Source organism: Klebsiella sp. V115_8, from assembly GCF_029967715.1.
Taxonomy (GTDB): Bacteria; Pseudomonadota; Gammaproteobacteria; order Enterobacterales; family Enterobacteriaceae; genus Klebsiella; species Klebsiella quasipneumoniae.
Genome location: NZ_JASCAR010000030.1, coordinates 25,283 through 50,574 on the forward strand (window position 1 = coordinate 25,283; position 25,292 = coordinate 50,574).

General features: G+C 56.0%; 31 protein-coding genes and 1 tRNA gene. 19 read left to right on the forward strand and 13 right to left on the reverse strand.

What is annotated here, in order from left to right:
• Window positions 1–42: 42 nt before the first annotated feature.
• The 9 genes from ptsN to QLG03_RS12885 form a co-directional block, all read right to left on the reverse strand.
• Complete coding sequence (gene ptsN, locus QLG03_RS12845; RefSeq protein ID WP_004144926.1) at window positions 43–531, reverse strand: PTS IIA-like nitrogen regulatory protein PtsN; 489 nt, start codon at window positions 529–531, stop codon at window positions 43–45.
• Window positions 532–601: 70 nt separating this feature from the next.
• Complete coding sequence (gene hpf / locus QLG03_RS12850; RefSeq protein WP_004206206.1) at window positions 602–889, reverse strand: ribosome hibernation promoting factor; 288 nt, start codon at window positions 887–889, stop codon at window positions 602–604.
• A gap of 22 nt (window positions 890–911) precedes the next feature.
• Window positions 912–2,345, reverse strand: a complete 1,434-nt coding sequence (rpoN, locus tag QLG03_RS12855) for an RNA polymerase factor sigma-54 (protein ID WP_004206204.1) — start codon at window positions 2,343–2,345, stop codon at window positions 912–914.
• Between the two features lie 47 nt (window positions 2,346–2,392).
• Window positions 2,393–3,118, reverse strand: coding sequence for an LPS export ABC transporter ATP-binding protein (gene lptB, locus QLG03_RS12860; protein WP_004206203.1), 726 nt, complete (start codon window positions 3,116–3,118; stop codon window positions 2,393–2,395).
• A gap of 6 nt (window positions 3,119–3,124) precedes the next feature.
• Window positions 3,125–3,670, reverse strand: coding sequence for a lipopolysaccharide ABC transporter substrate-binding protein LptA (gene lptA, locus QLG03_RS12865; RefSeq protein ID WP_002918415.1), 546 nt, complete (start codon window positions 3,668–3,670; stop codon window positions 3,125–3,127).
• Window positions 3,639–4,214 carry an LPS export ABC transporter periplasmic protein LptC gene (gene lptC, locus QLG03_RS12870; protein ID WP_002918413.1) on the reverse strand — a complete coding sequence of 192 codons (576 nt, stop codon included), beginning with the start codon at window positions 4,212–4,214 and terminating at the stop codon, window positions 3,639–3,641. The genes lptA and lptC overlap by 32 nt, the downstream gene beginning before the upstream one ends.
• Window positions 4,211–4,777 (reverse strand): 3-deoxy-manno-octulosonate-8-phosphatase KdsC, encoded by a 567-nt coding sequence (gene kdsC, locus QLG03_RS12875; RefSeq protein WP_087848553.1) that lies wholly within the window; start codon window positions 4,775–4,777, stop codon window positions 4,211–4,213. Before kdsC ends, lptC begins: the two co-directional genes overlap by 4 nt.
• Before the next feature lie 14 nt (window positions 4,778–4,791).
• Window positions 4,792–5,778, reverse strand: a complete 987-nt coding sequence (kdsD, locus tag QLG03_RS12880) for an arabinose-5-phosphate isomerase KdsD (protein WP_023291128.1) — start codon at window positions 5,776–5,778, stop codon at window positions 4,792–4,794.
• A gap of 14 nt (window positions 5,779–5,792) precedes the next feature.
• Complete coding sequence (locus QLG03_RS12885; RefSeq protein WP_044524837.1) at window positions 5,793–6,770, reverse strand: calcium/sodium antiporter; 978 nt, start codon at window positions 6,768–6,770, stop codon at window positions 5,793–5,795.
• A 209-nt stretch (window positions 6,771–6,979) separates the two neighbouring features.
• Here QLG03_RS12885 and mlaF point away from each other — a divergent pair, with 209 nt between their 5' ends.
• The 7 genes from mlaF (at window position 6,980) to murA (ending at window position 11,786) form a co-directional block, all read left to right on the forward strand.
• Window positions 6,980–7,792 carry a phospholipid ABC transporter ATP-binding protein MlaF gene (gene mlaF, locus QLG03_RS12890; protein ID WP_004206196.1) on the forward strand — a complete coding sequence of 271 codons (813 nt, stop codon included), beginning with the start codon at window positions 6,980–6,982 and terminating at the stop codon, window positions 7,790–7,792.
• Between the two features lie 7 nt (window positions 7,793–7,799).
• Window positions 7,800–8,582: a lipid asymmetry maintenance ABC transporter permease subunit MlaE gene (gene mlaE / locus QLG03_RS12895; protein WP_004150949.1), complete on the forward strand. Its 783-nt coding sequence runs from the start codon at window positions 7,800–7,802 to the stop codon at window positions 8,580–8,582.
• Window positions 8,583–8,586: 4 nt separating this feature from the next.
• A complete protein-coding gene (mlaD, locus tag QLG03_RS12900) occupies window positions 8,587–9,138 on the forward strand; it encodes an outer membrane lipid asymmetry maintenance protein MlaD (RefSeq protein ID WP_004206195.1) in 552 nt (183 codons plus the stop codon).
• Window positions 9,139–9,156: 18 nt separating this feature from the next.
• On the forward strand, window positions 9,157–9,792 hold the full coding sequence (gene mlaC / locus QLG03_RS12905) for a phospholipid-binding protein MlaC (RefSeq protein ID WP_023291126.1): 636 nt from the start codon (window positions 9,157–9,159) through the stop codon (window positions 9,790–9,792).
• Entirely contained in the window at window positions 9,792–10,082 is a 291-nt protein-coding gene (mlaB, locus tag QLG03_RS12910; RefSeq protein ID WP_023291125.1) for a lipid asymmetry maintenance protein MlaB, read from the forward strand. The genes mlaC and mlaB overlap by 1 nt, the downstream gene beginning before the upstream one ends.
• A gap of 136 nt (window positions 10,083–10,218) precedes the next feature.
• Entirely contained in the window at window positions 10,219–10,473 is a 255-nt protein-coding gene (gene ibaG, locus QLG03_RS12915; protein WP_004144910.1) for a BolA family iron metabolism protein IbaG, read from the forward strand.
• Between the two features lie 53 nt (window positions 10,474–10,526).
• Window positions 10,527–11,786 (forward strand): UDP-N-acetylglucosamine 1-carboxyvinyltransferase, encoded by a 1,260-nt coding sequence (murA, locus tag QLG03_RS12920; protein ID WP_023291124.1) that lies wholly within the window; start codon window positions 10,527–10,529, stop codon window positions 11,784–11,786.
• Window positions 11,787–11,840: 54 nt separating this feature from the next.
• Here the strand turns inward: murA and sfsB are convergent, their stop codons facing one another.
• Both sfsB and ispB read right to left on the reverse strand, forming a co-directional pair.
• On the reverse strand, window positions 11,841–12,113 hold the full coding sequence (sfsB, locus tag QLG03_RS12925; RefSeq protein ID WP_004206189.1) for a DNA-binding transcriptional regulator SfsB: 273 nt from the start codon (window positions 12,111–12,113) through the stop codon (window positions 11,841–11,843).
• 197 nt (window positions 12,114–12,310) lie between these two features.
• On the reverse strand, window positions 12,311–13,282 hold the full coding sequence (gene ispB / locus QLG03_RS12930) for an octaprenyl diphosphate synthase (protein WP_023291123.1): 972 nt from the start codon (window positions 13,280–13,282) through the stop codon (window positions 12,311–12,313).
• A 260-nt stretch (window positions 13,283–13,542) separates the two neighbouring features.
• Here ispB and rplU point away from each other — a divergent pair, with 260 nt between their 5' ends.
• From rplU to cgtA, 4 genes are all read left to right on the forward strand, one after another.
• Window positions 13,543–13,854, forward strand: a complete 312-nt coding sequence (rplU, locus tag QLG03_RS12935; protein WP_002918379.1) for a 50S ribosomal protein L21 — start codon at window positions 13,543–13,545, stop codon at window positions 13,852–13,854.
• Window positions 13,855–13,874: 20 nt separating this feature from the next.
• The gene (gene rpmA, locus QLG03_RS12940; protein ID WP_002434222.1) at window positions 13,875–14,132 is read left to right on the forward strand and encodes a 50S ribosomal protein L27; all 258 of its coding nucleotides are present in this window, start codon (window positions 13,875–13,877) and stop codon (window positions 14,130–14,132) included.
• Window positions 14,133–14,225: 93 nt separating this feature from the next.
• Window positions 14,226–15,191 (forward strand): DMT family transporter, encoded by a 966-nt coding sequence (locus tag QLG03_RS12945; protein WP_282473643.1) that lies wholly within the window; start codon window positions 14,226–14,228, stop codon window positions 15,189–15,191.
• A gap of 15 nt (window positions 15,192–15,206) precedes the next feature.
• Window positions 15,207–16,385 (forward strand): Obg family GTPase CgtA, encoded by a 1,179-nt coding sequence (cgtA, locus tag QLG03_RS12950; RefSeq protein ID WP_004206186.1) that lies wholly within the window; start codon window positions 15,207–15,209, stop codon window positions 16,383–16,385.
• Between the two features lie 52 nt (window positions 16,386–16,437).
• On the opposite strand, the gene dacB is transcribed toward cgtA, so the two are convergent.
• Window positions 16,438–17,871 carry a serine-type D-Ala-D-Ala carboxypeptidase gene (dacB, locus tag QLG03_RS12955; RefSeq protein ID WP_224359499.1) on the reverse strand — a complete coding sequence of 478 codons (1,434 nt, stop codon included), beginning with the start codon at window positions 17,869–17,871 and terminating at the stop codon, window positions 16,438–16,440.
• A gap of 235 nt (window positions 17,872–18,106) precedes the next feature.
• On the opposite strand from dacB, the gene greA reads away from it, so the two are divergent.
• The gene (greA, locus tag QLG03_RS12960) at window positions 18,107–18,583 is read left to right on the forward strand and encodes a transcription elongation factor GreA (protein ID WP_002918375.1); all 477 of its coding nucleotides are present in this window, start codon (window positions 18,107–18,109) and stop codon (window positions 18,581–18,583) included.
• A gap of 152 nt (window positions 18,584–18,735) precedes the next feature.
• Here greA and yhbY read toward each other — a convergent pair whose 3' ends face one another.
• Complete coding sequence (yhbY, locus tag QLG03_RS12965) at window positions 18,736–19,029, reverse strand: ribosome assembly RNA-binding protein YhbY (RefSeq protein ID WP_002918374.1); 294 nt, start codon at window positions 19,027–19,029, stop codon at window positions 18,736–18,738.
• Window positions 19,030–19,152: 123 nt separating this feature from the next.
• Between yhbY and rlmE the strand changes: the two genes are divergently transcribed.
• The 7 genes from rlmE to QLG03_RS13000 all read left to right on the forward strand — a co-directional run bounded on the left by rlmE (window position 19,153) and on the right by QLG03_RS13000 (window position 25,292).
• Complete coding sequence (rlmE, locus tag QLG03_RS12970) at window positions 19,153–19,782, forward strand: 23S rRNA (uridine(2552)-2'-O)-methyltransferase RlmE (RefSeq protein WP_008806638.1); 630 nt, start codon at window positions 19,153–19,155, stop codon at window positions 19,780–19,782.
• A 99-nt stretch (window positions 19,783–19,881) separates the two neighbouring features.
• Window positions 19,882–21,816, forward strand: a complete 1,935-nt coding sequence (gene ftsH, locus QLG03_RS12975; RefSeq protein ID WP_004206183.1) for an ATP-dependent zinc metalloprotease FtsH — start codon at window positions 19,882–19,884, stop codon at window positions 21,814–21,816.
• A gap of 96 nt (window positions 21,817–21,912) precedes the next feature.
• Window positions 21,913–22,761: a dihydropteroate synthase gene (gene folP / locus QLG03_RS12980; RefSeq protein ID WP_004206182.1), complete on the forward strand. Its 849-nt coding sequence runs from the start codon at window positions 21,913–21,915 to the stop codon at window positions 22,759–22,761.
• Entirely contained in the window at window positions 22,754–24,091 is a 1,338-nt protein-coding gene (gene glmM / locus QLG03_RS12985) for a phosphoglucosamine mutase (RefSeq protein WP_065882608.1), read from the forward strand. The genes folP and glmM overlap by 8 nt, the downstream gene beginning before the upstream one ends.
• A 229-nt stretch (window positions 24,092–24,320) precedes the next feature.
• Window positions 24,321–24,650, forward strand: coding sequence for a preprotein translocase subunit SecG (secG, locus tag QLG03_RS12990; protein ID WP_002918369.1), 330 nt, complete (start codon window positions 24,321–24,323; stop codon window positions 24,648–24,650).
• Window positions 24,651–24,659: 9 nt separating this feature from the next.
• Window positions 24,660–24,746, forward strand: a tRNA-Leu gene (locus QLG03_RS12995).
• 297 nt (window positions 24,747–25,043) lie between these two features.
• Window positions 25,044–25,292 carry a hypothetical protein gene (locus tag QLG03_RS13000; RefSeq protein WP_072096600.1) on the forward strand — a complete coding sequence of 83 codons (249 nt, stop codon included), beginning with the start codon at window positions 25,044–25,046 and terminating at the stop codon, window positions 25,290–25,292.

Below are 25,292 nucleotides of genomic sequence, written 5' to 3' on the forward strand. Positions count from 1 at the left end.
CCGTTTCTCCTCAGTACGATAAAGGATAAGGTGCGACTGCCGTTATGCGTCATCGCTGCTTCCTGCTTCGGTGATGATCTCATACAACTCTTCATCGCTCTGCGCCGCGCGCAGGCGACGACAAATCGCTTTGTCGGCCAGCCGTTTGGCCACCAGGGAGAGCGTATGCAGGTGGGTTTTTGTCTGATCGGCCGGCACCAGCAGCGCGAACAGCAGGTCGACAGGCTGATTGTCGATCGCGTCGAAGGCGATGGGGGTTTCCAGCTGGACAAAAACGCCGACAGCACGCAGCGTATCCTCTTCCAGTTTTCCGTGGGGAATGGCGATACCATTGCCAATCCCGGTACTGCCCATTTTTTCGCGGGTGAGGATCGCTTCGAACACCACCTGCGGCGGCAAACTTAACTGCTTGGCGGCCAGTTCGCTAATGATTTCCAGAGCACGCTTCTTGCTCTGGCAGTGAACCTGGCTACGGGTACATTCCTGGTTCAGGACGTTGCTCAGTTGTAGAGCCGAATCGTTGTTCATCATAATTTCACCTGAGCGCCCCCGCGCCCGTCGCCGATGTTAACTGACGGCGGACGCAGGGGGGCCCGGACAATTAGTGTTGTTTTAGTTTATCTTTATGCTTCGTTAACTGCCTTGCCAGCTTGTCGATAAGACCATCGACAGCCGCATACATATCCTGCCCTTCCGCACTGGCATGGATTTCGCCACCGTTGACATGCAGATTCGCGTCCGCAATTTGCGTCACTTTCTCTACTTTTAACACAATATAGACCTGATTGATCCGGTCGAAAAATTGTTCCAGCTTGCTGAACTTCGCCGTGACGAAGTCGCGCATCGCGGGAGTGATCTCGACGTTGTGTCCTGTAATGTTGAGCTGCATAGTGTCTTCCTTATCGGTTGTGTCAGACCAGTTGTTTACGCTGGTTTGACGGCGGGATGGATAAAGACTCTCTGTACTTCGCGACAGTGCGGCGCGCGACCATGATACCCTGCTCGGACAACATGGAGGTGAGCTTACTGTCGCTCAACGGCTTCGCGGGGTTTTCCGCGGCGATGAGTTTCTTCACCAGCGCGCGAATCGCCGTCGACGAGGCTTCGCCGCCGCCTTCGGTATTAACATGGCTGGAGAAGAAATACTTCAGTTCAAAAATACCGCGCGGACTGTGCAGATATTTTTGCGTGGTGACACGGGAAATTGTCGATTCATGCATCTCGACGGCCTGGGCGATATCGGCCAGCACCATCGGCTTCATATACTCTTCACCCTGTTCGAAAAAAGCCTGCTGCTGTTCTACGATGCAGCGGCTGACGCGAAGCAGGGTATCGTTGCGGCTTTCAAGACTTTTGATCAGCCAGCGGGCTTCCTGAAGATTGCTGCGAATGAACTGGCCGTCGGCGTCATTGCGGGCGCTGTTGCCCATTGCCGCATACTGCTGATTAATTTTCAGCCGTGGAATGCTGTCGGCGTTGAGCTCCACGGTCCAGCGGCCGCTGACCTTGCGCACCAGCACGTCGGGAATGACATATTCCGGTTCGCTGGTTTGAATGGACTGGCCAGGACGGGGATCCAGGGACTGGATCAGATTTACCGCCTCTTTCAGCACCTCTTCTTTCAGGCGGGTCACCCGCATCAGGGTGCGGAAATCATGGTTGGCCAGAAGATCGAGATGATCGCTGATAATCAGCCGGGCCTCTTCCAGCCATGGCGTCTCTTTGGCGAACTGCGAGAGCTGGATCAGCAGGCAGTCGCGCAGATCTTTCGCCGCGACGCCAACCGGATCGAAACGCTGGATGCGCTTCAGGACGGCTTCCACTTCTTCGAGGCCGATCTCCTCATCGCCGATGCTGTCGACGATATCTTCAATCTGAACGGTGAGGTAGCCCGTATCGTCGACGGCGTCGACAATGGAGGTGGCGATGGCGCGGTCGGTATCGGTGAAGGGCGTCAGCTCGACCTGCCACATCAGGTAATCCTGCAGCGTCTGGGTGGTCTCGCCTTGATAAACGGGGAGTTCGTCGTCCTGATAGTCCACGCCGTTGCCTGACGGCGTACCGGCGGTATAGATTTCATCCCAGCTGGCATCGAGAGGAAGCTCGTCGGGCATCTCTTTTTGCTCAAGCGCGTCGACGGTATCGAGAGACTCGCGGTCCTCCACCTCTTTCGCCTCTACCTCGTCGTGAAGATCGGTTTGCTCAAGCAACGGGTTACTTTCCAGCGCTTGCTGGAGCTCTTGCTGGAGTTCTAACGTGGACAACTGCAGCAAACGAATCGCCTGCTGCAGCTGCGGCGTCATGGCAAGCTGTTGGCTAAGCCTTAATTGCAAACCTTGCTTCATGTTCAGGGTAAATATCTCCGGCTAAAACGTCTGTAACCTCTACCCTATCAGAGTCTGAAGTCTTCCCCAAGATACACGCGCTTAACCTGCTCATCTTCGAGGATCTGCTGCGGTGTACCATGAGCGATAAGGTGTCCCTGACTGACAATATACGCGCGTTCGCAGACGGCGAGCGTCTCTCTGACGTTATGATCGGTAATCAGTACGCCGAGGCCGCTGTCGCGCAAATGCTCAATGATGCGTTTGATATCGATAACCGAGATCGGATCCACGCCGGCAAAGGGTTCATCCAGAAGAATAAATTTCGGGTTTGCCGCCAGCGCGCGGGCGATTTCGACGCGGCGGCGTTCGCCACCGGAGAGCGCCTGACCGAGGCTGTCGCGCAGGTGCTCAATATGAAACTCTTCCATCAGCTCTTTGGCGCGATCTTCCCGCTGTTCGCTGCTCAAATCGTCACGGATCTGCAGGACCGCCATGAGGTTGTCATAGACGCTCAGGCGACGGAAAATCGAGGCTTCCTGCGGCAGATAGCCGATCCCCCGGCGCGCGCGCGCGTGCAGTGGCAGCAGGCTGATGTCTTCGTCATCAATGATGATATTGCCCGCGTCGCGCGGCACAATCCCGACCACCATGTAGAAGGTGGTGGTTTTACCGGCGCCGTTGGGGCCGAGCAAGCCGACAATCTCCCCCGAGTTAACGGTGAGACTGACATCTTCCACCACGCGGCGGCCTTTATACGCTTTAGCGAGATTCTTCGCAGTTAAGGTTGCCATAACGGATTAGTTACTCTTCTTTTGCTGGTTGCCGCTTTTGTCCTGCAGCTCGGACGGCACCAGAACGGTGGTGACGCGTCGACCTTTGTCGCTGAAGGCCTGCATTTTTTGCTCTTTCACCAGATAGGTGATCTTGTCGCCCTTGATGTTACTGTCGAGCTGTTCAAGGTACGCGTTGCCGGTCAGCACGACGTAATCGTTCTGCAGCTCATAGCGCATTTTCGACGCCCGGCCTTTTACCGGTTTGCCGTTATCCTGCATCTGGTAGAAGGTGGCCGGGTTACCGAAACCTTCGATCACCTCTTTGCCTTTTTCATTGCCCGGACGGGTGACTACCACTTTATCAGCGTTAATCTTGATCGTCCCCTGAGTCACGACCACGTTACCGGTGAAGGTGACGACGTTGCCCTGCATATCCAGCGACTGCTGATCGGATTCGATATGGATCGGCTGATCGGTATCGCCCGTCTTGGCGAGGGCCGGCAGGCTGGCGGCCAGTAACGCGCCGGCGAGCGCAATCTTAAGGCTGAGTTTGTTTGTTCTGAATTTCATAAGAGGTTCTCACCTTTTCAATCAGCTCGGCATTTTTGCTGCGAAGGTTTCCACGCATTTTCAGGCCGCTGGAATTAAATGTGGTGCCGTATAACGTCACCATGTCATCGGAGGTAACGTCCTGCGTTACCAGATTTATCTGGGCGTTATCCGTCGTAATTTTGCGCAGTTGAGAGTCTGGCGCGAGCGCATTCACCTCAACGTGCCCGTAAAGATAGAGCATCCGGTCATTTGTCAGCTTCGCTTTATCAGCCCTGACTGACCAGGTCGGCACCTTATTGGTATCAAAGGTGGTCATCACCGGTTTGGTAAACCAGGAGACCTCCTGATCGGAAAAATACTCCACGTGCTCGGCGATCAGCCGATAGCTCAGGGCGCCTTCCGGACTGTACACCACGGTGTCAGTGTGTTCGCTTTTATACGTCGGGTCGTTGGGATTGACCTCCGGCTGGGCCGTGTCGTCCGTATTCGCCAGATTCAGGCCGATGAGGATCAGCGCAAGCAGCGACAGTAAAATGATAACCCAACGTCTGGTTTTACTCATATTGATTGCCCTTTGGCCTCATCCAGCTTGCCCTGCGCCAATAGTAACAAATCGCAGACTTCGCGTACCGCGCCGCGTCCGCCATTAATCCGGGTGATGTAATCGGCGCGCGGCAGCAGCAGCGGATGCGCATCCGCGACGGCGACGCTGAGGCCCACTTCGGCCATCACCGGCCAGTCAATCAGATCGTCGCCGATGTAGGCGACTTCCTCTGGCCGCACGCTCAGTTTGTCAATGAGATCGCGGAACGCCAGCAGCTTGTCCGACTGCCCCTGATACAAATGCGTAATGCCCAGCGTCTGACAGCGATCTTCTACCAGTTTAGCTTTTCGTCCGGTAATAATCGCCACTTCAATGCCAGAGGTCAGCGCGCAGCGGATACCATAGCCATCGCGGACGTTGAACGCTTTCAGCTCCTCGCCGTGATTACCCATATAGATAAGCCCGTCGGATAATACACCGTCGACATCGAGGATCAGTAGACGGATCTTAGCCGCGCGATCGAGAAACATCTGGCTTACCGGCCCATAGCAGGTCGCTAACTGAGCATCAGCATTATTCATTATTTTTTCCTTACTTACACTACGCCCGCGCGCAGGAGATCGTGCATATGTACCACACCCAGCAGATGGTCGCCATCGGCAACCAGCACGCAGGTGATATGACGGGATTGCATCAGGTTTAGCGCATCCACCGCGAGGGTGCCGGGACGGATGCGGATCCCTCCCCGGGTCATGACGTCGGCAATGCTGGCATCGCGCATATCGACGCCGGTGTCGAAGACCCGGCGCAGGTCACCGTCGGTAAAGATACCGATGATGTTCATGTCGTCATCGCAGATAGCGGTCATACCTAAATTTTTACGAGTGATTTCCAGCAGCGCATCGCGCAGGGTGGCCTGCAGGCCGACGTGCGGGATCTCATCACCGGTATGCATAATATCATTGACGCGCAGCAACAGCTTACGACCGAGTGCGCCGCCCGGATGCGAGAGAGCGAAATCCTCAGCGGTAAAGCCGCGAGCCTCCAGCAGGGCGACGGCGAGGGCATCGCCCATCACCAGCGCGGCGGTGGTGCTGGAGGTGGGGGCCAGCCCTAATGGACAAGCCTCTTTCGGCACTTTCACGCACAGATGAATATCCGCCGCGCGCGCCATGCTGCTTTCAGGCCGGCTGGTGATGCAGATAAGCTTCACCTGCTGGCGTTTCAGGACCGGGATCAGCGCGAGGATTTCGTTCGATTCGCCGGAGTTCGACAGCGCAATCACCACGTCCTGCGGCGTAACCATGCCCAAATCGCCGTGCGCGGCTTCGCCAGGGTGGACAAAAAATGCCGACGTGCCGGTACTGGCGAAGGTTGCCGCCATCTTGCGGCCAATATGGCCGGATTTGCCCATCCCCATCACCACGACTTTCCCGCCGCAGCGGAAAATCGTTTCGCAGGCGCGGGTGAAATCTTCATTTATATATTGATCGAGCTGGGCCAGACCTTCACGTTCAATTTCCAGCACCTGACGGCCGGCCTGTTGAAAGTCAAAATCCGTGGGCAAATCTATTTGCGACATGATGTTATCCCGAGTCATTCAACGAAGAGCGGCGCTGTCCAGAACAGCATCGCCAACCAAACCACAAAACCACTGACCAGCAGCGCGCCAACCAGTCGTCCCGGCTGCTGCCTACGGCGCCAGCACAGCACCGCGAAGATCAGGCTGACCAGCAACATCACGCCATAGTCGCGGGTAAAGGCTTCCGCCGCAAAGGCTCCCGGCGCGATCAGCGCCGGCAAACCCAGCACCAGCGCAATATTGAGGATATTCGCGCCGATGATATTGCCGATGGCAATGTCATCTTCCCCTTTGCGCGCCCCGGCGATGGCGGTGGCCAGCTCCGGCAGGCTGGTGCCTATCGCCACTACCGTCAGGCCGACGGTTAGTTCGCTGATGGCAAAATAGTTTGCCAGCACCGTGCTGTTATCCACCACCATGCGGGTGGCCATCGGCATGACGATCATCGCCACCCCTAACCACAGCAGAGCGACCGGCAGCGACCCTTCACGCGGCAGTTCCGCCAGCTGTTCGCGGGTCAGGCTATCGCTTCCCTGGCGTTCCGCCAGACGGGCGATCTTGATGGTGAACAGCAGCCATAGCAGCGCCAGCGCCAGTAAAAACAGGCCGTCGAGACGGGACAGTTGACCATCATAGAGCACCAGCCCCGCCAGCACGCTGACCAGCAACATTAGCGGTAATTCGCGGCGCAGAATATCAGAATGCACGGTAAATGGCCTGAGTAAGGCAGCCAGACCGAGGATCAGGAGAATATTGGTGATATTGGAGCCGAGCGCGGTGCCCACCGCCAGATCGGTCTGCCCATGCAGCGAGGCCGCGGTGGAAACCATGATCTCTGGCAGGCTGGTGCCAATACTCACCACCGTCATACCGATGATCAGCGGCGGGATCCCCAACATGCGACAAAGGATGGAGGCGGCATAGACCAGACGATCGGCGCTGTAGACAACCAGCAATAAACCAATAATTAACAGAGCCGTCGCTAAGAGCATCTAAAGTCCTTTCTTCAGGTATAATCGTCGCCTCGCTGGGTTATCCCTACGCAGCGTAACGAATTCTTAATTTTGACTTTATGCGTGCCAAAAGTAAAACAAATGCCAGCTTTCGCTAACCTGTGCAGGTAAGATTCTGTAAAAATGTTGTGATTGTGGCGTAAGAAAGGGCGATGCTTGCCCATCAGGTGCTTAGTAAGGATGATTTTATGAGCCAAACTCAGGCGAATTTAGTTGAAGTGCGCGGTATCCGCTTTTCTCGCGGCGATCGCGTGATCTTCGACGACATCTCGCTGTCGGTGCCGCGCGGTAAAATTACTGCGATTATGGGACCTTCGGGGATCGGCAAGACTACCCTGTTACGCCTGATCGGCGGACAGATCCCGCCGGACAGGGGAGAGATCCTGTTCGATGGCGAGAACGTGCCGCAGATGACCCGTTCACGTCTGTACACGGTGCGTAAGCGGATGAGCATGCTGTTCCAGTCCGGGGCGCTGTTTACCGACCTCAATGTTTTTGACAACGTCGCCTACCCGCTGCGCGAACATACGCATCTGCCGCCTGCGCTGCTGCATACGACGGTGATGATGAAGCTGGAGGCGGTGGGGCTGCGCGGTGCGGCGAAGTTAATGCCCTCCGAGCTTTCCGGCGGCATGGCGCGCCGCGCCGCCCTGGCGAGGGCCATCGCCCTGGAGCCGGATCTCATTATGTTCGACGAACCGTTCGTCGGGCAGGATCCCATCACCATGGGCGTGCTGGTGAAGCTGATTTCTGAACTCAACAGCACGCTGGGCGTCACCTGCATCGTGGTTTCGCACGATGTGCCTGAGGTGCTGAGCATCGCAGACTATGCGTATATCGTGGCGGATAAAAAGATTGTCGCCCACGGCAGCGCCCAGTCGCTACGGGAGAATGCCGACCCTCGGGTTCGTCAGTTCATTGATGGTATTGCCGACGGCCCGGTGCCGTTCCGTTATCCGGCTGGCGACTATCACCATGATTTATTAGGCATAGGGAGTTGAGCGACTGATGCTGTTTAATGCGCTGGCCGCGCTAGGCCATCGCGGTATTAAAACCACCGCGACCTTCGGACGCGCCGGATTAATGCTGTTCAACGCCGTTGTCGGCAAACCAGAGTTTCGCAAGCACGCGCCGCTGCTGGTTCGTCAACTCTACAACGTCGGCGTTCTGTCGATGCTGATTATCATTGTATCGGGCCTGTTTATCGGTATGGTGCTCGGGCTGCAGGGTTATCTGGTCTTAACCACCTACAGCGCAGAGACCAGTCTTGGCATGCTGGTGGCGCTGTCGCTGCTGCGCGAGCTGGGGCCGGTGGTCGCCGCGCTGCTGTTTGCCGGTCGCGCCGGGTCGGCGCTGACCGCCGAGATTGGCCTGATGCGGGCCACGGAACAGCTCTCCAGTATGGAGATGATGGCGGTGGACCCACTGCGCCGCGTCATTTCTCCCCGTTTCTGGGCCGGCGTCATTTCGCTGCCGCTGCTGACGATTATCTTCGTCGCGGTGGGGATCTGGGGTGGCGCGCTGGTGGGCGTGAGCTGGAAGGGCATTGACGGTGGTTTTTTCTGGACCGCGATGCAAAATGCCGTCGACTGGCGAATGGATCTGGTGAACTGCCTGATTAAGAGCCTGGTATTCGCCATTACGGTAACCTGGATTGCGTTATTCAATGGTTATGACGCTATCCCCACTTCCGCCGGGATTAGCCGGGCGACTACGCGCACCGTGGTGCATGCGTCGCTGGCGGTTCTGGGGCTGGATTTTGTGCTGACTGCGCTGATGTTTGGGAATTGAGTTCATGCAAACGAAAAAAAATGAAATCTGGGTAGGGGTGTTCTTACTGGTGGCGCTGCTGGCGGCGCTGTTTGTCTGCCTGAAGGCGGCAAACGTCACCTCGTTACGTACCGAGCCGACTTACCGTCTTTACGCGACCTTCGATAATATCGGCGGCCTGAAAGCGCGCTCGCCGGTGCGCATCGGCGGTGTGGTTGTTGGCCGCGTGGCGGACATCACCCTCGACCCGAAAACCTATCTGCCGCGCGTGGAGCTCGATATTGATGAGCGCTACAACCATATCCCCGATACCAGTTCGCTGGCGATCCGCACCTCTGGCCTGCTGGGCGAGCAGTATCTGGCGCTGAACGTCGGTTTTGAAGACCCGGACCTCGGGACGACTATCCTTAAAGACGGCGGTACTATCCAGGACACCAAGTCCGCCATGGTGCTGGAAGATCTGATTGGTCAGTTCCTTTATAACAGCAAGGGCGGCGACAATCAGAATTCTGGCAATGATAAGGCCGAGGCAGAAGGTCATACTGACGCGACGCCGGCAGCCGGCACGACGCATTAATTTCAGGAGAAATACGATATGTTTAAACGCTTACTCATGGTCGCCATGCTGGTGATTGCCCCGCTGACCGCGGTCCAGGCGGCAGACCAGTCCAATCCGTATAAGCTGATGAATGAAGCGGCGCAGAAAACCTTCGATCGCCTGAAGAATGAACAGCCGAAGATCAAGGCCAACCCTAACTATCTGCGCGACATCGTCGACCAGGAGCTTCTGCCGTATGTGCAGGTGAAGTATGCCGGCGCGCTGGTGCTGGGCCGCTATTACAAAGAAGCCACCCCGGCGCAGCGTGAAGCCTATTTTGCCGCCTTCCGTGAATACCTGAAGCAGGCCTATGGCCAGGCGCTGGCCATGTACCATGGTCAGACCTACCAGATTGCCCCGGAACAGCCGCTGGGCAGCGCGACCATCATTCCGATCCGCGTCACCATCCTCGACCCGAATGGCCGTCCGCCGGTACGTCTCGACTTCCAGTGGCGTAAAAACACCCAGACCGGCAACTGGCAGGCCTACGATATGATCGCGGAAGGGGTCAGCATGATCACCACCAAGCAAAATGAGTGGAGCGATCTGCTGCGTACCAAGGGCGTTGATGGCCTGACCGCGCAGCTGAAAGCGATCTCCGCTCAGCCGATCACCCTGGAACAGAAAAAATAATGAGCGGGCAGCTGAGCTGGACTCGTGATGGCGAGACGCTGGCGCTGCACGGAGAGCTGGATCAGGATCTGCTGGTCCCGCTCTGGGAGGCACGCGCCCAGGCGACGGCGGGGACAGCGATCATCGATCTCAGCCAGACCACGCGCGTGGACACGGCGGGCCTGGCGCTGTTAGTGCATTTTGTCGCGCTGATTCGCCGCCAGGGCCGGGAAGCGCAGCTGATCGGCAAGAGCGAAAATCTGCAAACGCTGGTCGGTCTTTACAACCTGCCTGCCGATATGATCCCATAATCTTTTCAGTGCCTTAGCGCTGAAGCTATTCCGAAAGCCCCGGCAATCTTTTCGCCGGGGCTTTTTGCTTGTTTAAGACCGCGCCACTTTCCTCTAAGATGTTGGGCTGTTTTCACTATCAGATAAATTTGAGCCCATGGAAAATCATGAAATTCAGACCGTGCTGATGAACGCACTCCCCCTCCAGGAAGTCCACGTCTCTGGCGATGGCAGCCACTTTCAGGTTATTGCTGTGGGTGAGATGTTCGATGGCATGAGTCGGGTTAAAAAGCAGCAGAGCGTCTACGCGCCGTTGATGGAATATATTGCTGACAACCGCATCCATGCGCTGTCGATCAAGGCCTTTACTCCGCAGGAGTGGGCGCGAGACCGCAAACTAAATGGCTTCTAAGCTGTGGGGGATCCCCTGCAGCGTATGTGAATTTTTAATAGAGAACAGAATCAATGGATAAATTCCGTGTTCAGGGGCCGACTCGCCTTCAGGGCGAAGTCACCATCTCCGGTGCAAAAAACGCCGCCCTGCCAATCCTCTTTTCCGCGCTGCTTGCCGAAGAGCCGGTAGAGATCCAGAACGTACCTAAGCTGAAAGACATCGATACCACCATGAAGCTGCTGAGTCAGCTGGGCGCGAAGGTAGAGCGCAATGGTTCGGTGTGGATTGACGCCGGCCCGGTCGATGTATTCTGTGCTCCGTACGATCTGGTGAAAACCATGCGCGCCTCCATCTGGGCGCTGGGCCCGCTGGTGGCGCGTTTCGGTCAGGGACAAGTTTCTCTGCCTGGCGGCTGCGCCATCGGCGCGCGTCCGGTCGATCTGCATATTAGCGGGCTGGAACAGCTGGGCGCCGAGATCAAACTGGAAGAAGGTTATGTTAAAGCCTCGGTCAATGGTCGTCTGAAAGGCGCGCATATCGTGATGGATAAAGTGAGCGTCGGCGCCACTGTCACTATCATGAGCGCAGCGACCCTCGCCGAGGGGACGACGATTATCGAAAATGCCGCTCGCGAGCCGGAGATCGTCGATACCGCGAACTTCCTTAACGCGCTGGGCGCAAAAATCAGCGGCCAGGGCACCGATCGCATCACCATCGAAGGCGTGCAGCGTCTGGGCGGCGGCGTTTACCGCGTACTGCCGGACCGTATTGAAACCGGGACCTTCCTGGTTGCCGCAGCCATTTCCGGCGGCAAGATCCTCTGCCGTCACGCGCAACCAGATACCCTGGACGCCGTACTGGCGAAGCTGCGCGACGCCGGAGCGGACATCGAAACGGGCGAAGACTGGATCAGCCTTGATATGCACGGCAACCGTCCGAAAGCGGTTAACGTGCGTACCGCGCCGCATCCGGGCTTCCCGACCGATATGCAGGCCCAGTTCACGCTGCTCAACCTGGTCGCGGAAGGGACCGGCGTGATCACCGAAACGATCTTTGAAAACCGCTTTATGCACATTCCGGAACTGATCCGTATGGGCGCCCACGCGGAGATCGAGAGCAATACCGCGATCTGTCACGGCGTGGAGCAGCTTTCGGGCGCGCAGGTGATGGCGACCGATTTGCGTGCCTCGGCGAGCCTCGTGCTGGCAGGTTGTATCGCTGAGGGAACCACCATCGTCGATCGCATCTATCATATCGATCGTGGCTATGAGCGTATCGAAGATAAACTGCAGGCGCTGGGTGCCAATATTCAGCGCGTGAAAGGCGAGTAACCGCATCCTGTCAGGGCCCGGGCGTCTATCCCGGGTCCTTGTCGAACAATCACATCACTTGTCCATCTTCTTTTGACGCATCATCTGCGTTCTGTCGATAAACTCATGCGTTACCGGATCATGGTAGCGTGACGGCCAGATGACCCACGGCTGTGTATCCAGCGCCGTGGCGATGATTAATTCGCCTTTCGGCCAGGGGCGGGTCAGGGCGTTCGCCAGCGTTGAAGAACTCAGACCGTGCCGTCGCGACTCTGCCGCCAGCGATGTTCCCCGTTTACGTAATCCCGCAACAATATCTGCGGGATGCCAGTCGATGAACTTATCCATAAATTCTCCTGGTGATAAAGATCCTGATCGGCCCATATGGGCGACGGGGACACTATACCCGCGCACCAGGTAAGGTTCTAACAAGTTCTGTTAAGGCGCCGGAATATTCAGAATGTATCAAGGTATCCGGAAATTTACGGTAGGGAATGGGTTTTTACTGGAACTTTCCCGCGCATTGCGCGGGAAGGGGGAGGGGATTAATGATCGCGCTGAACCGCGATATGCGCCAGCCCGATCAAGGCTTCACGCCAGGGGGTGTCAGGGAGAACCTGCAGCGCGGCAATCGCTTTGTCAGCTTCTTCTTCGGCACGTTTCTGCGTCCATTCCAGCGAACCGCAGGCAGCCATCGTTTCCAGGACGGCATCAAGCAGATGGCGGCCGTTGCCCTGCTCGATTGCCCCGCGAATCATCGCCGATTGATCGGCGGTACCATGGTGCATGGCGTGCAGCAGCGGTAGCGTCGGTTTGCCTTCGTTGAGGTCGTCACCGACGTTTTTACCAAGCCGCTCTCCGTCGGAGCTGTAATCGAGTAAATCGTCGATCAGCTGGAAAGCGGTGCCGAGATAGCGGCCATAATCCTGCAACGCGCGCTCTTCTTCCGCAGTGCAGTCGGCCAGTAATCCCGCACACTGCGAGGCTGCCTCAAACAGACGCGCCGTCTTGCTGTAGATGACGCGCATGTAGTTCTCTTCCGTGATATCCGGGTCATTGACGTTCATCAGCTGCAGCACTTCGCCTTCGGCAATGACGTTCACCGCTTCCGACATGACCTCGAGGATCTTCAGCGAGCCCAACTGGGTCATCATCTGAAAGGCGCGGGTATAGATAAAATCGCCGACCAGCACGCTGGCGGCATTGCCAAACGCCGCATTTGCCGTGGCTTTGCCGCGACGCATATCAGACTCATCGACGACGTCGTCATGCAGCAGGGTGGCGGTATGAATAAATTCAATCAGCGCAGCAATGGTGACATGCGCGCTCCCCTGATAACCCACCGCGCGGGCGGCGAGCACAGCAATCATCGGGCGAATGCGTTTGCCGCCGCCGCTGACGATGTAATAGCCTAACTGATTGATAAGCTGAACATCGGAGTTGAGTTGCTCAAGAATCGTCGCATTGACACCCGCCATATCTTGCGCGGTTAACTCATTGATTTTTTCTAAATTCATCGCAAAAGCCGGGCCAAATGTCCTGTTACCATGAATCCAGGTGGGATCACAGAAGGATTAAGACAGAATTAAAAGAAGTTATGATTGTACTGAAAAATTGCCGTAGATAAACGTTGTCGTGAAAGTTGTGTTTTTTTTCTGCATTGATCGCTAATCGCTCTTGTCAAAGGCTCGCGTTTTGCGTAATATTCGCGCCCTATTGTGAATATTTATAGCGCACTCTGAATCACACGAAGAGGTGCGCGGAAGCGGAGTTTTATATGTACGCGGTTTTCCAAAGTGGTGGTAAACAACACCGAGTAAGCGAAGGTCAGACCGTTCGCCTGGAAAAGCTGGACATCGCAACTGGCGAAGCTGTTGAGTTCGCTGAAGTGCTGATGATCGCAAACGGTGAAGAAATCAAGATCGGCGTTCCTTTCGTTGAGGGCGGCGTAATCAAAGCTGAAGTTGTTGCTCACGGTCGTGGCGAGAAAGTTAAAATCGTTAAGTTTCGTCGTCGTAAACACTATCGTAAGCAGCAGGGCCATCGTCAGTGGTTCACTGATGTGAAAATCACTGGCATCAGCGCCTAAGACCTGAGGAGTAGATTTAAATGGCACATAAAAAGGCTGGCGGCTCGACTCGTAACGGTCGCGATTCAGAAGCTAAACGTCTGGGCGTAAAACGTTTCGGCGGTGAAGCAGTTCTGGCAGGTAGCATCATCGTTCGTCAACGTGGTACCAAATTCCACGCTGGCACCAACGTTGGTTGCGGCCGTGACCACACTCTGTTCGCTTTGACTGACGGTAAAGTCAAGTTCGAAGTTAAAGGCCCGAAAAACCGTAAATTCATCAGCATCGTTGCTGAATAAGTTTTTCGCGTCCCGGTAACGGATGAAAGCCCCGCAACACGTTGCGGGGCTTTTTACATTCGTCTACCGGAAAATTTTTGCAGGGAAACAGGCATGAAGCAGCAGGCTAGGATTGGCATTATTCTGGCGCTTACCACCGCGATGTGTTGGGGAGCGTTGCCGATTGCAATGAAGCAGGTTCTTGAGGTGATGGCGCCGCCAACGGTGGTGTTTTATCGCTTCCTGATGGCCAGTATTGGCCTTGGCGCGATCCTCGCGATCAAAGGCAAACTGCCGCCGCTGCGAATTTTTCGCAAGCCGCGCTGGCTGGTCTTATTAGCGATAGCCACCGGCGGTCTGTTCGGTAACTTCATCCTGTTCAGTTCTTCCCTGCAGTATCTCAGCCCCACGGCTTCTCAGGTCATCGGCCAGCTATCGCCGGTAGGCATGATGGTGGCTAGCGTCGTGATTCTGAAAGAGCGCATGCGCGGCACCCAGGTGGTGGGCGCGTTAATGCTGCTCAGCGGGTTGGTGATGTTCTTCAACACCAGCCTGATTGAAATCTTTACCCGCCTGACGGACTACACGTGGGGGGTAATTTTCGGCGTTGCTGCCGCAACGGTGTGGGTAAGCTACGGCGTCGCGCAAAAGGTGTTATTGCGCCGTCTGGCATCGCAGCAGATACTATTTTTGCTGTACACTTTATGTACGATTGCATTACTGCCGCTCGCTGAGCCAGGGGTGATATCCCGGTTAAGCAGCTGGCAACTGGCATGCCTGATTTTTTGCGGGTTGAATACCCTGGTCGGCTACGGGGCGCTGGCGGAAGCCATGGCGCGCTGGCAGGCGGCGCAGGTCAGCGCGTTAATCACCTTGACGCCACTGTTTACGCTACTGTTTTCTGATTTATTATCAATGGCCTGGCCCGATGTTTTCGCCAGACCGATGTTAAACCTGATTGGTTATCTCGGTGCGTTTGTCGTGGTTGCGGGCGCGATGTATTCCGCCATCGGTCATCGTCTTTGGGGACGTTGGCGTAAGCGAGAGGCGGTAGTACCGCTGCCCCGCTCAGGCGAATGATTTACGGAGAGTAAAATGAAGTTTGTAGATGAAGCAACGATCCTGGTCGTAGCAGGTGACGGCGGCAATGGTTGCGTAAGCTTCCGCCGCGAAAAATATATTCCGAAAGGCGGCCCGGACGGCGGCGATGGCGGTGACGGCGGCGATGTCTGGCTGGAAGCGGACGAAAACCTGAATACCCTGATCGACTACCGTTTTGAAAAATCTTTCCGCGCCGAACGCGGGCAGAATGGCCAGAGCCGCGACTGTACCGGTAAGCGTGGTAAAGACGTGACGGTAAAAGTGCCGGTCGGGACCCGGGTTATCGACCAGGGCACCGGCGAGACCATGGGCGATATGACCAAACACGGTCAGCGTCTGATGGTGGCGAAGGGCGGCTGGCACGGTCTGGGCAACACCCGTTTTAAATCATCCGTTAACCGTACGCCGCGTCAGAAGACCATGGGTACGCCGGGTGATAAGCGCGACCTGCAGCTGGAGCTGATGCTGCTGGCGGACGTCGGAATGCTGGGGATGCCGAACGCCGGTAAATCCACCTTTATCCGTGCGGTCTCCGCCGCCAAGCCGAAAGTGGCTGACTATCCGTTTACCACCCTGGTGCCAAGCCTGGGCGTGGTGCGTATGGACAATGAGAAGAGCTTTGTGGTCGCCGATATCCCGGGGCTGATTGAAGGCGCAGCGGAAGGCGCAGGCCTCGGCATCCGCTTCCTCAAGCACCTTGAGCGCTGCCGCGTATTGCTGCACCTGATCGACATCGAGCCTATCGACGGTTCCGATCCGGTTGAGAACGCGCGCATCATCATCGGCGAGCTGGAGAAATACAGCGAGAAGCTGGCCTCCAAACCGCGCTGGTTAGTCTTTAACAAGATTGACCTGATGGACAAAGCGGAAGCCGAAGCTAAAGCGAAGGCAATTGCTGAAGCGCTGGGTTGGGAAGAGAAATTCTACCTGATCTCCGCCGCCAGCCAGCAGGGCGTAAAAGATCTGTGCTGGGACGTGATGACCTTCATCATCGAAAACCCCATCGTGCAGGCGGAAGAAGAGCAGAAGCCGGAGAAAGTCGAGTTTATGTGGGACGACTATCACCGTCAGCAGCTTGAAGAGGCCGAAGCCGAAGTGGAAGATGACGAAGACTGGGATGACGACTGGGACGAAGACGACGAAGAAGGCGTTGAATTCATCTACAAACGTTAATCCTGACTTCTCTGGATCAAAAAGGGCCGCATCTGATGCGGCCCTTTTGTTTTTAGTTGTTCTGGTACAAATCTTTATAAAGCCGGCTTTCAAAGCGTACCAAGGGTATGCGGCGGTTACGCTGATCGGCTGGCTCCACGGCGTAGCCGGAGAGGTATTGCACGAAGGCCACCTTTTGCCCGCTGGCGGTAGTGATGAAGCCCGCAAGGTTATAAACCCCCTGCAGCGACCCGGTTTTCGCCGAGACTTTGCCATCGACGCCCGCCTGATGGAGGCCGGCGCGATACTGCAGCGAGCCGTCATGGCCCGCCAGCGGCAGCATAGAGATGAAGTTGAGCTCGGTGTCGTGCTGGGCGATATACTGCAACACCTGCATCATGGTCGCCGGGGCGATCAGGTTGTGGCGCGACAGGCCAGAGCCGTCGGCGATGATGGTGTTGCCGAGATCAACCCCAGCCTGTTGACGCAGGATCTGACGTACGGCATCGGATCCTGCCCGCCAGGTCCCTGGTACGCCGAACCGGGCATGACCGATGGTACGAAAAACGGTATCCGCAATCATGTTGTCGGATTTCTTCAGCATGATCCGCAGCAGATCGTGCAGCGGCGCCGACTGGGTGGTGGCTAATACCGTGCCGGGCTCATTGGCCAACGTCTGACGCAGCAGCGTGCCGCTATAGGCGATCCCCGCCTGCTTCAGCTCCGCTTTAAGGATCGCCCCGGCGTAGCTGGCGCCATCCTGTATCGCGAAGGCCAGCGGCAGCGGTTCGGTACGCTGCGGCAGGCAGCCGGTGAGGGTATAGCGATTGAGGTCGCCCGGCACCACGTCCAGTTCGCAATACTGGGCTTCCGATGAGCCACGCGCCAGGGTGCGAACCTGACTGAACATGGTGACCGGATAATAGGAGGCGACGCGAATGAAGGCGAGATCGCCCGGCTTCTGCGCGCTATACAGCGAGACCGAGAAGCAATTGCGGTCGACAATCGCCGCCGCAGGCGGAGCGCTGAAGCATTGCGTCAGGTCGTTCCACGGCCACCCCGGCGCTTTATCATGGCTGGCGAAGACCGAGGTATCGATAAGCACATTGCCGTCGATACGCTGCACGCCAGCTTTTTTCAGCGTCGCCACCATGTTGCGAATATCCTGCCGCTTCAGCGTCGGGTCGCCGCCGAAGCGGGCGATCAGATCGCCTTTCAGCACGCCGCCGTCCAGTGAGCCTTTGGTTTCCAGCGTGGTGGTGAAGCGAAAATCGGGACCCAGCTGCAGCAGGGCCGCCAGCGCGGTGATGACCTTTTGCGTACTGGCCGGAAGCGCCATTTGCTGGCTGTGATAGTCGATTTCCGGCGTCGATGCGCCGACCTTTTGCGCCATAAAGGCAAGGTTCGCACCGGCGGGAAGCTGGGTGATGTACTCGTCAATATTCGCCGCCTGAGCGCTAAGCGCTATACCGGCAGTCAATCCGATGATAAATCTGGGAAATCGCATAATCTCGCGCTAACAACCTGAAGCCAGGCCGTCATACTACGGTGCAACGCCCAGTAAAGTAAACGATGACCCATAATGAACTTCGGGGTAAAATACCTATCAAATGAAAAATTGCTGCTGACCTGGGGAGTGTTTCCCGGGTCGGTTTCTTTTTGCTCGTGTCCTGCCCGTGGACAGGACAGGTGGCGGAGCGGAGCTATCCGTTTCCTGAAGGAATGATAAAGAGGTATAACTAATGCAAGCGATTCCGATGACCTTACGTGGCGCTGAAAAACTGCGCGAAGAACTGGATTATCTGAAGTCTGTGCGTCGTCCTGAAATCATTGCCGCTATTGCTGAGGCCCGTGAACACGGCGATCTGAAAGAGAATGCCGAGTATCACGCCGCGCGTGAACAGCAGGGCTTCTGCGAAGGGCGTATCAAGGATATCGAAGCGAAGCTGTCCAATGCGCAGGTTATCGATATCACCAAAATGCCGAACAATGGCCGGGTGATTTTTGGCTCTACTGTCAGCGTGCTGAACCTCGATACTGACGAGGAACAGACCTACCGTATCGTGGGCGATGACGAAGCTGATTTTAAGCAGAATCTGATCTCCGTGAACTCGCCGATTGCCCGTGGTCTGATCGGTAAAGAGCAGGATGACGTCGTGACTATCCGTACACCGGGTGGGGAAGTGGAATACGAAATTACCAAGGTTGAATACCTGTAAGGCGTATTTCCCGCTACGATGTTTATAGATTGTAAAGAAAGGAAAAAGGCCGCATAGCGGCCTTTTATCAACGTCACGAGCATGGCATTTTGCTCGCCTGGCCACAGAAATCCCTCGTTTTACACAAAGTTGTGTCGGGATTGAGGATATTCTTAGCGTGGCAGCGAGATTTTACGCTCTGGCGTTGGGCGGTACAGAACCAGCGTTTTACCGATGACCTGTACGTTACAGGCGCCGGTTTCGCGCACGATGGCTTCCACGATCAAGGCTTTAGTTTCGCGATCTTCTGAGGCGATCTTCACCTTGATGAGTTCATGGTGCCCTAACGCTTGTTCGATCTCGGCCAGTACCCCTTCGGTCAAACCATTGTTGCCAAGCATAACTACCGGCTTGAGCGGATGTGCCAGACCTTTCAGGTGCTGTTTTTGTTTAGTACTCAGATTCATCGTATTTTTTTGCTTACGTTGGGATTGAAAACGGGTCATTCTACCGCCATCTCCCATATATCGCCAAACTACCGCGTCGATTTTTACGCAGTAAAGTACGATGAACCCGAACGGGAATGTTAAATGACAGGTAAAAAGCGTTCTGCCAGCTCAAGCCGCTGGCTTCAGGAACACTTTAGCGATAAATATGTTCAACAGGCACAGAAAAAGGGGTTACGTTCCCGTGCCTGGTTTAAACTTGATGAAATACAGCAAAGTGACAAAATTTTTAAGCCGGGGATGACGATAGTTGACCTCGGCGCTGCTCCCGGGGGCTGGTCGCAGTATGCGGTCACGCAGATCGGCAACAGCGGCCGCATCATCGCTTGCGATCTTTTACCAATGGATCCAATCGTTGGTGTGGACTTCCTTCAGGGCGACTTTCGTGATGAATTAGTCCTGAAAGCGTTACTTGAGCGAGTAGGCGACAGTAAAGTACAAGTGGTCATGTCCGATATGGCGCCGAATATGTGCGGAACACCGGCGGTGGATATTCCCCGGGCGATGTATCTGGTAGAACTGGCGCTTGAAATGTCTCGTGATGTATTAGCGCCAGGTGGTAGTTTTGTAGTGAAGGTGTTCCAGGGCGAAGGCTTCGATGAGTATCTTCGAGAAATTCGCTCCCTGTTTACGAAGGTCAAAGTTCGTAAGCCGGACTCTTCCCGCGCTCGTTCGCGTGAAGTGTATATTGTAGCGACCGGGCGTAAACCATAACCGGCAGATTTCAAATGAAAGTTTGAAAGAAACTGGATATAGCGTATCCTGACGCTGTTTTTAACACAGTTGTAATAAGAGGTTAATCCCTTGAGTGACATGGCGAAAAACCTAATACTCTGGCTGGTCATTGCCGTTGTGCTGATGTCAGTATTCCAGAGCTTTGGGCCCAGCGAGTCGAATGGCCGCAAGGTGGATTATTCTACCTTCCTGCAAGAGGTCAATCAGGACCAGGTTCGCGAAGCGCGTATCAACGGACGTGAGATCAACGTTACCAAGAAAGATAGTAACCGTTACACGACTTACATTCCGGTTAACGATCCGAAGCTGCTCGATAACCTGTTGACTAAAAACGTCAAAGTTGTTGGTGAACCACCAGAAGAGCCAAGCCTGCTGGCTTCCATCTTCATCTCCTGGTTCCCAATGCTGTTGTTGATCGGCGTCTGGATCTTTTTTATGCGGCAAATGCAGGGCGGCGGCGGAAAGGGCGCGATGTCCTTCGGCAAAAGCAAAGCCCGTATGCTGACGGAAGATCAGATCAAAACCACTTTTGCTGACGTTGCCGGGTGTGACGAAGCGAAAGAGGAAGTCGGCGAACTGGTGGAATACCTGCGTGAGCCGAGCCGCTTCCAGAAACTGGGCGGTAAGATCCCGAAAGGCGTCCTGATGGTCGGTCCTCCGGGTACCGGTAAAACGCTGCTGGCGAAAGCGATCGCTGGCGAAGCAAAAGTGCCGTTCTTTACTATTTCCGGTTCTGACTTCGTAGAAATGTTCGTCGGTGTTGGTGCATCCCGTGTGCGTGACATGTTCGAACAGGCTAAGAAAGCAGCGCCTTGCATCATCTTCATCGATGAAATCGACGCCGTCGGCCGCCAGCGTGGCGCCGGTCTTGGCGGTGGTCACGATGAACGTGAGCAGACCCTGAACCAGATGCTGGTTGAGATGGACGGCTTCGAAGGTAACGAAGGCATTATCGTTATCGCGGCGACTAACCGTCCGGACGTTCTTGACCCCGCGCTGCTACGTCCGGGCCGTTTTGACCGCCAGGTGGTGGTTGGCCTGCCGGATGTTCGCGGTCGTGAGCAGATCCTGAAAGTGCATATGCGTCGCGTTCCGCTGGCGCCGGATATCGATGCGGCAATCATTGCTCGCGGTACCCCTGGCTTCTCCGGTGCGGACCTGGCCAACCTGGTCAACGAAGCGGCCCTGTTTGCTGCCCGCGGCAACAAACGCGTCGTATCGATGGTTGAGTTCGAAAAAGCGAAAGACAAAATCATGATGGGTGCGGAACGCCGCTCCATGGTGATGACGGAAGCGCAGAAAGAGTCCACCGCTTACCACGAAGCGGGCCACGCGATTATCGGTCGTCTGGTGCCGGAGCACGATCCGGTGCACAAAGTGACGATTATCCCGCGCGGTCGTGCGCTGGGTGTGACCTTCTTCCTGCCGGAAGGCGATGCGATCAGCGCCAGCCGTCAGAAACTGGAAAGTCAGATCTCCACCCTGTACGGCGGTCGTCTGGCGGAAGAGATTATCTACGGTCCGGAACATGTTTCTACCGGCGCGTCTAACGACATTAAAGTGGCGACGAACCTGGCGCGTAACATGGTGACCCAGTGGGGCTTCTCCGACAAACTTGGTCCGCTGCTGTACGCGGAAGAAGAGGGTGAAGTGTTCCTCGGCCGCAGCGTCGCGAAAGCGAAGCATATGTCCGATGAAACCGCACGTATCATCGACCAGGAAGTGAAATCGCTGATTGAGCGTAACTACGGTCGTGCTCGCCAGCTGCTGAACGACAACATGGACATTCTGCACGCGATGAAAGATGCGCTCATGAAGTATGAGACCATCGATGCGCCGCAGATTGACGACCTGATGGCTCGTCGCGATGTTCGTCCGCCAGCGGGTTGGGAAGAACCCGGTTCTTCTAACAACTCTGACAACAATGGCACGCCTCGTGCGCCGCGTCCGGTCGATGAACCGCGTACGCCGAACCCGGGCAACACCATGTCAGAGCAGCTGGGCGACAAATAAGCTGCCGCTGTTGATGTCTTGTTTTAACCTTAAAACCCCGGGGCGCCCGCTCCGGGGTTTTTCTTTTTTAACCTCTTCAGTCTCAGGGATTTTGTGATGAAACTTGTAGCCCAGGGCTCAACCCTCGATCTCTCTCACCCCCACGTGATGGGTATTCTTAATGTGACGCCTGACTCCTTCTCCGATGGCGGCGCCCATAATTCGCTGATTGAGGCGGTGAAGCATGCCAATCTGATGATCAACGCCGGGGCGACCATCATTGATATCGGCGGTGAATCGACGCGGCCAGGGGCGGCTGAGGTTAGCGTGGAAGAGGAGCTTGCGCGGGTGATCCCGGTGGTGGAGGCTATCGCCCAGCGCTTTGAGGTGTGGATCTCCGTGGATACCTCCAAAGCGGAGGTTATCCGCGAATCCGCCCGGGCAGGGGCGCATATCATTAACGATATTCGTTCGCTGACCGAACCCGGCGCGTTGCAGGCTGCGGCGGAAACCGGGCTGCCGGTGTGTCTGATGCATATGCAGGGACAGCCGAAAACCATGCAGGAGGCGCCGAAGTATGAGGATGTCTTCGCCGATGTGGAGCGCTTTTTTAATGAACACATCGTGCGCTGCGAACAGGCAGGGATCGCAAAAGAAAAATTGCTGCTCGACCCGGGATTCGGTTTCGGTAAAAATCTCACCCACAATTATCAACTGCTGGCCAGGCTGGGAGAGTTTCATCACTTTGGTCTGCCGCTGCTGGTCGGTATGTCGCGTAAGTCGATGGTAGGTCAGTTGCTGAACGTCGGGCCGTCGGAACGGCTGAACGGCAGCCTGGCGTGTGCCGTCATTGCAGCAATGCAGGGCGCGCAGATTATCCGCGTCCATGATGTCAAAGAAACGGTAGAAGCGCTGCGCGTGGTGGAAGCCACTCTCGCCGCTAAGGGAAAAAAACGTTATGAGTAACCGCAAGTATTTTGGCACCGATGGTATTCGTGGCCGCGTCGGCGATGCGCCGATCACTCCGGAATTTGTGCTTAAGCTCGGCTGGGCGGCGGGCAAAGTGTTAGCGCGTCACGGCTCGCGTAAAATTATCATCGGCAAGGATACCCGTATTTCGGGCTATATGCTGGAATCGGCGCTGGAAGCCGGGCTGGCGGCAGCGGGGCTCTCTGCGTCGTTCACCGGGCCAATGCCCACGCCGGCGATCGCCTACCTGACGCGCGCCTTTCGCGCCGAGGCGGGGATCGTCATCTCCGCTTCACATAACCCTTTCTACGACAACGGCATCAAGTTCTTCTCCATTGAGGGCACCAAGCTGCCGGATGATGTGGAAGAGGCGATTGAAGCCGAAATGGAGAAAGAGCTCACCTGTGTGGACTCGGCTGAGCTGGGCAAAGCCAGCCGCATCGTCGATGCCGCGGGCCGCTACATTGAGTTTTGTAAAGGCACCTTTCCTAACGAACTGAGCCTCTCCACGCTGAAAGTGGTGGTGGACTGTGCACACGGCGCAACCTACCACATCGCGCCCAATGTTTTCCGCGAGCTGGGCGCCCAGGTTATCGCGATGGGCTGCGAGCCTAACGGCCTCAACATCAACGAAGAGGTCGGGGCCACCGACGTGCGGGCGCTGCAGGCGCGCGTGCTGGCGGAAAAAGCCGATCTGGGCATTGCCTACGATGGCGATGGCGATCGGGTGATCATGGTTGACCACGAAGGCAATAAAGTCGATGGCGACCAGATCCTCTACATCATCGCCCGGGAAGGGCTGCGTCAGGGACAGCTGCGCGGCGGCGCCGTCGGTACGCTGATGAGCAATATGGGCCTGGAGCTGGCGCTCAAGCAGCTGGGCATCCCGTTTGCCCGCGCTAAGGTGGGTGACCGCTATGTGCTGGAGATGCTCCAGGAAAAAGGCTGGCGCATCGGTGCGGAAAACTCCGGCCATGTGATCCTGCTGGATAAAACCACCACCGGCGATGGCATCGTCGCCAGTTTGCAGGTGGTCGCGGCGATGGTACGCAACCACATGAGCCTGCATGACCTGTGCAGCGGCATGAAGATGTTCCCTCAGCTGCTGGTGAATGTGCGCTTTACCGAGGGCAGCGGTAACCCTCTGGAGAATGAGCATGTCAAAGCGGTGACCGCAGAAGTGGAAGCGGCGTTAGGTAAGCGTGGCCGCGTCCTGCTGCGTAAATCGGGTACGGAACCGCTGATCCGCGTCATGGTGGAAGGCGAGCATGAAGATCAGGTGCACGAGTTTGCGCATCGCATCGCCGAAGCGGTAAAAAGCGTCTAAGCTTGCCGGCTAAGTGGTTAAAAAGGCGGCGCTTGCCGCCTTTTTTATGATCGAATACCGGCTTTTTGCTGTTTTTTTCTGCAGTTGATACAATGTGTCGAAATTGCCCTTGCGAAGGTCATTCGCTTTGGTTAGTATTCACACCCGCTTCAGTGGGAAACGTTAAAACGTCCCGCTTTATTGGTCGAAGCACTTGGTATGCGGCGAATCCGCAAGGAACAGGTTGATTATGTACGAAGCTCTTTTGGTTGTTTTCCTTATTGTAGCGATTGGCCTCGTAGGTCTGGTTATGCTGCAGCAAGGTAAAGGCGCTGATATGGGAGCCTCCTTCGGTGCAGGCGCTTCCGGCACACTGTTTGGGTCCAGCGGTTCTGGTAACTTCATGACCCGTATGACCGGCATCCTGGCTGCGCTGTTCTTCATCATCAGTCTGGCGCTGGGTAACATCAACAGCAACAAGACCAGTAAAGGAAGTGAGTGGGATAACCTGAGCGCGCCGAAAACAGAGCAAACTCAGCCAACTGCGCCGGCTCAGCCGACCAGCGATATCCCGCACTAAGTATTCTGTACCGAGGTGGTGGAATTGGTAGACACGCTACCTTGAGGTGGTAGTGCCCTAACGGGCTTGTGGGTTCGAGTCCCATCCTCGGTACCAATATTCCAGAAAAAAGACGCTGAAAAGCGTCTTTTTTTGTTTTTATCCCCGCCGGTCATTTATTAATAAACATCTCTTCACTGGCTCCCGCCTTTTACTGTCGTTAAAGTCGCCACGTCTAATCAACAGAGGTGAAGTGACACAATGAACAAGATCGGGTTGCTTATCGTCGCCGGCGCGCTCGGTTTAGCGGGATGCAGTTCAACATCGCCATCCAAAACGGTGGAGACGATTAATGCGCTAACCGTACCGGTATCATACAGTGAGCCTGGCGTTGAAGCGAACAATGCCCAGGCGGTGACGCGCTATTTCCAGGACAATACGGCACTGATTGGCCGCCTTAACCATTCATTGAAAAGCAATTATCTGCAGGATGTTGAGCGCCGCGATGTGTTCGACAGACACAGCGAAGCGTATCAGGTGTATGGCGCTCTGACCCGCCTGGAGCAGATGGCGTCTATGAATGAGGTTTACCGCAAAGAGAATAATGTTGCTGGCCTGCAGGAGATTAACCGCGTACTGAAAAGCGTGCCACAGGCCAGTTAA

Coding starts and splice junctions, on each gene's coding strand:
- yhbY (WP_002918374.1), bottom strand. CDS start 19,029: ATGAATCTGAGTACTAAACAAAAACAGCACCTGAAAGGTCTGGCACAT.
- murA (WP_023291124.1), top strand. CDS start 10,527: ATGGATAAATTCCGTGTTCAGGGGCCGACTCGCCTTCAGGGCGAAGTC.
- greA (WP_002918375.1), top strand. CDS start 18,107: ATGCAAGCGATTCCGATGACCTTACGTGGCGCTGAAAAACTGCGCGAA.
- ibaG (WP_004144910.1), top strand. CDS start 10,219: ATGGAAAATCATGAAATTCAGACCGTGCTGATGAACGCACTCCCCCTC.
- mlaC (WP_023291126.1), top strand. CDS start 9,157: ATGTTTAAACGCTTACTCATGGTCGCCATGCTGGTGATTGCCCCGCTG.
- ftsH (WP_004206183.1), top strand. CDS start 19,882: ATGGCGAAAAACCTAATACTCTGGCTGGTCATTGCCGTTGTGCTGATG.
- cgtA (WP_004206186.1), top strand. CDS start 15,207: ATGAAGTTTGTAGATGAAGCAACGATCCTGGTCGTAGCAGGTGACGGC.
- mlaB (WP_023291125.1), top strand. CDS start 9,792: ATGAGCGGGCAGCTGAGCTGGACTCGTGATGGCGAGACGCTGGCGCTG.
- lptA (WP_002918415.1), bottom strand. CDS start 3,670: ATGAAATTCAGAACAAACAAACTCAGCCTTAAGATTGCGCTCGCCGGC.
- dacB (WP_224359499.1), bottom strand. CDS start 17,871: ATGCGATTTCCCAGATTTATCATCGGATTGACTGCCGGTATAGCGCTT.
- rpmA (WP_002434222.1), top strand. CDS start 13,875: ATGGCACATAAAAAGGCTGGCGGCTCGACTCGTAACGGTCGCGATTCA.
- ispB (WP_023291123.1), bottom strand. CDS start 13,282: ATGAATTTAGAAAAAATCAATGAGTTAACCGCGCAAGATATGGCGGGT.
- QLG03_RS12945 (WP_282473643.1), top strand. CDS start 14,226: ATGAAGCAGCAGGCTAGGATTGGCATTATTCTGGCGCTTACCACCGCG.
- lptC (WP_002918413.1), bottom strand. CDS start 4,214: ATGAGTAAAACCAGACGTTGGGTTATCATTTTACTGTCGCTGCTTGCG.
- sfsB (WP_004206189.1), bottom strand. CDS start 12,113: ATGGATAAGTTCATCGACTGGCATCCCGCAGATATTGTTGCGGGATTA.
- folP (WP_004206182.1), top strand. CDS start 21,913: ATGAAACTTGTAGCCCAGGGCTCAACCCTCGATCTCTCTCACCCCCAC.
- hpf (WP_004206206.1), bottom strand. CDS start 889: ATGCAGCTCAACATTACAGGACACAACGTCGAGATCACTCCCGCGATG.
- QLG03_RS12885 (WP_044524837.1), bottom strand. CDS start 6,770: ATGCTCTTAGCGACGGCTCTGTTAATTATTGGTTTATTGCTGGTTGTC.
- mlaD (WP_004206195.1), top strand. CDS start 8,587: ATGCAAACGAAAAAAAATGAAATCTGGGTAGGGGTGTTCTTACTGGTG.
- lptB (WP_004206203.1), bottom strand. CDS start 3,118: ATGGCAACCTTAACTGCGAAGAATCTCGCTAAAGCGTATAAAGGCCGC.
- rpoN (WP_004206204.1), bottom strand. CDS start 2,345: ATGAAGCAAGGTTTGCAATTAAGGCTTAGCCAACAGCTTGCCATGACG.
- glmM (WP_065882608.1), top strand. CDS start 22,754: ATGAGTAACCGCAAGTATTTTGGCACCGATGGTATTCGTGGCCGCGTC.
- kdsD (WP_023291128.1), bottom strand. CDS start 5,778: ATGTCGCAAATAGATTTGCCCACGGATTTTGACTTTCAACAGGCCGGC.
- rplU (WP_002918379.1), top strand. CDS start 13,543: ATGTACGCGGTTTTCCAAAGTGGTGGTAAACAACACCGAGTAAGCGAA.
- rlmE (WP_008806638.1), top strand. CDS start 19,153: ATGACAGGTAAAAAGCGTTCTGCCAGCTCAAGCCGCTGGCTTCAGGAA.
- mlaE (WP_004150949.1), top strand. CDS start 7,800: ATGCTGTTTAATGCGCTGGCCGCGCTAGGCCATCGCGGTATTAAAACC.
- secG (WP_002918369.1), top strand. CDS start 24,321: ATGTACGAAGCTCTTTTGGTTGTTTTCCTTATTGTAGCGATTGGCCTC.
- kdsC (WP_087848553.1), bottom strand. CDS start 4,777: ATGAATAATGCTGATGCTCAGTTAGCGACCTGCTATGGGCCGGTAAGC.
- mlaF (WP_004206196.1), top strand. CDS start 6,980: ATGAGCCAAACTCAGGCGAATTTAGTTGAAGTGCGCGGTATCCGCTTT.
- ptsN (WP_004144926.1), bottom strand. CDS start 531: ATGATGAACAACGATTCGGCTCTACAACTGAGCAACGTCCTGAACCAG.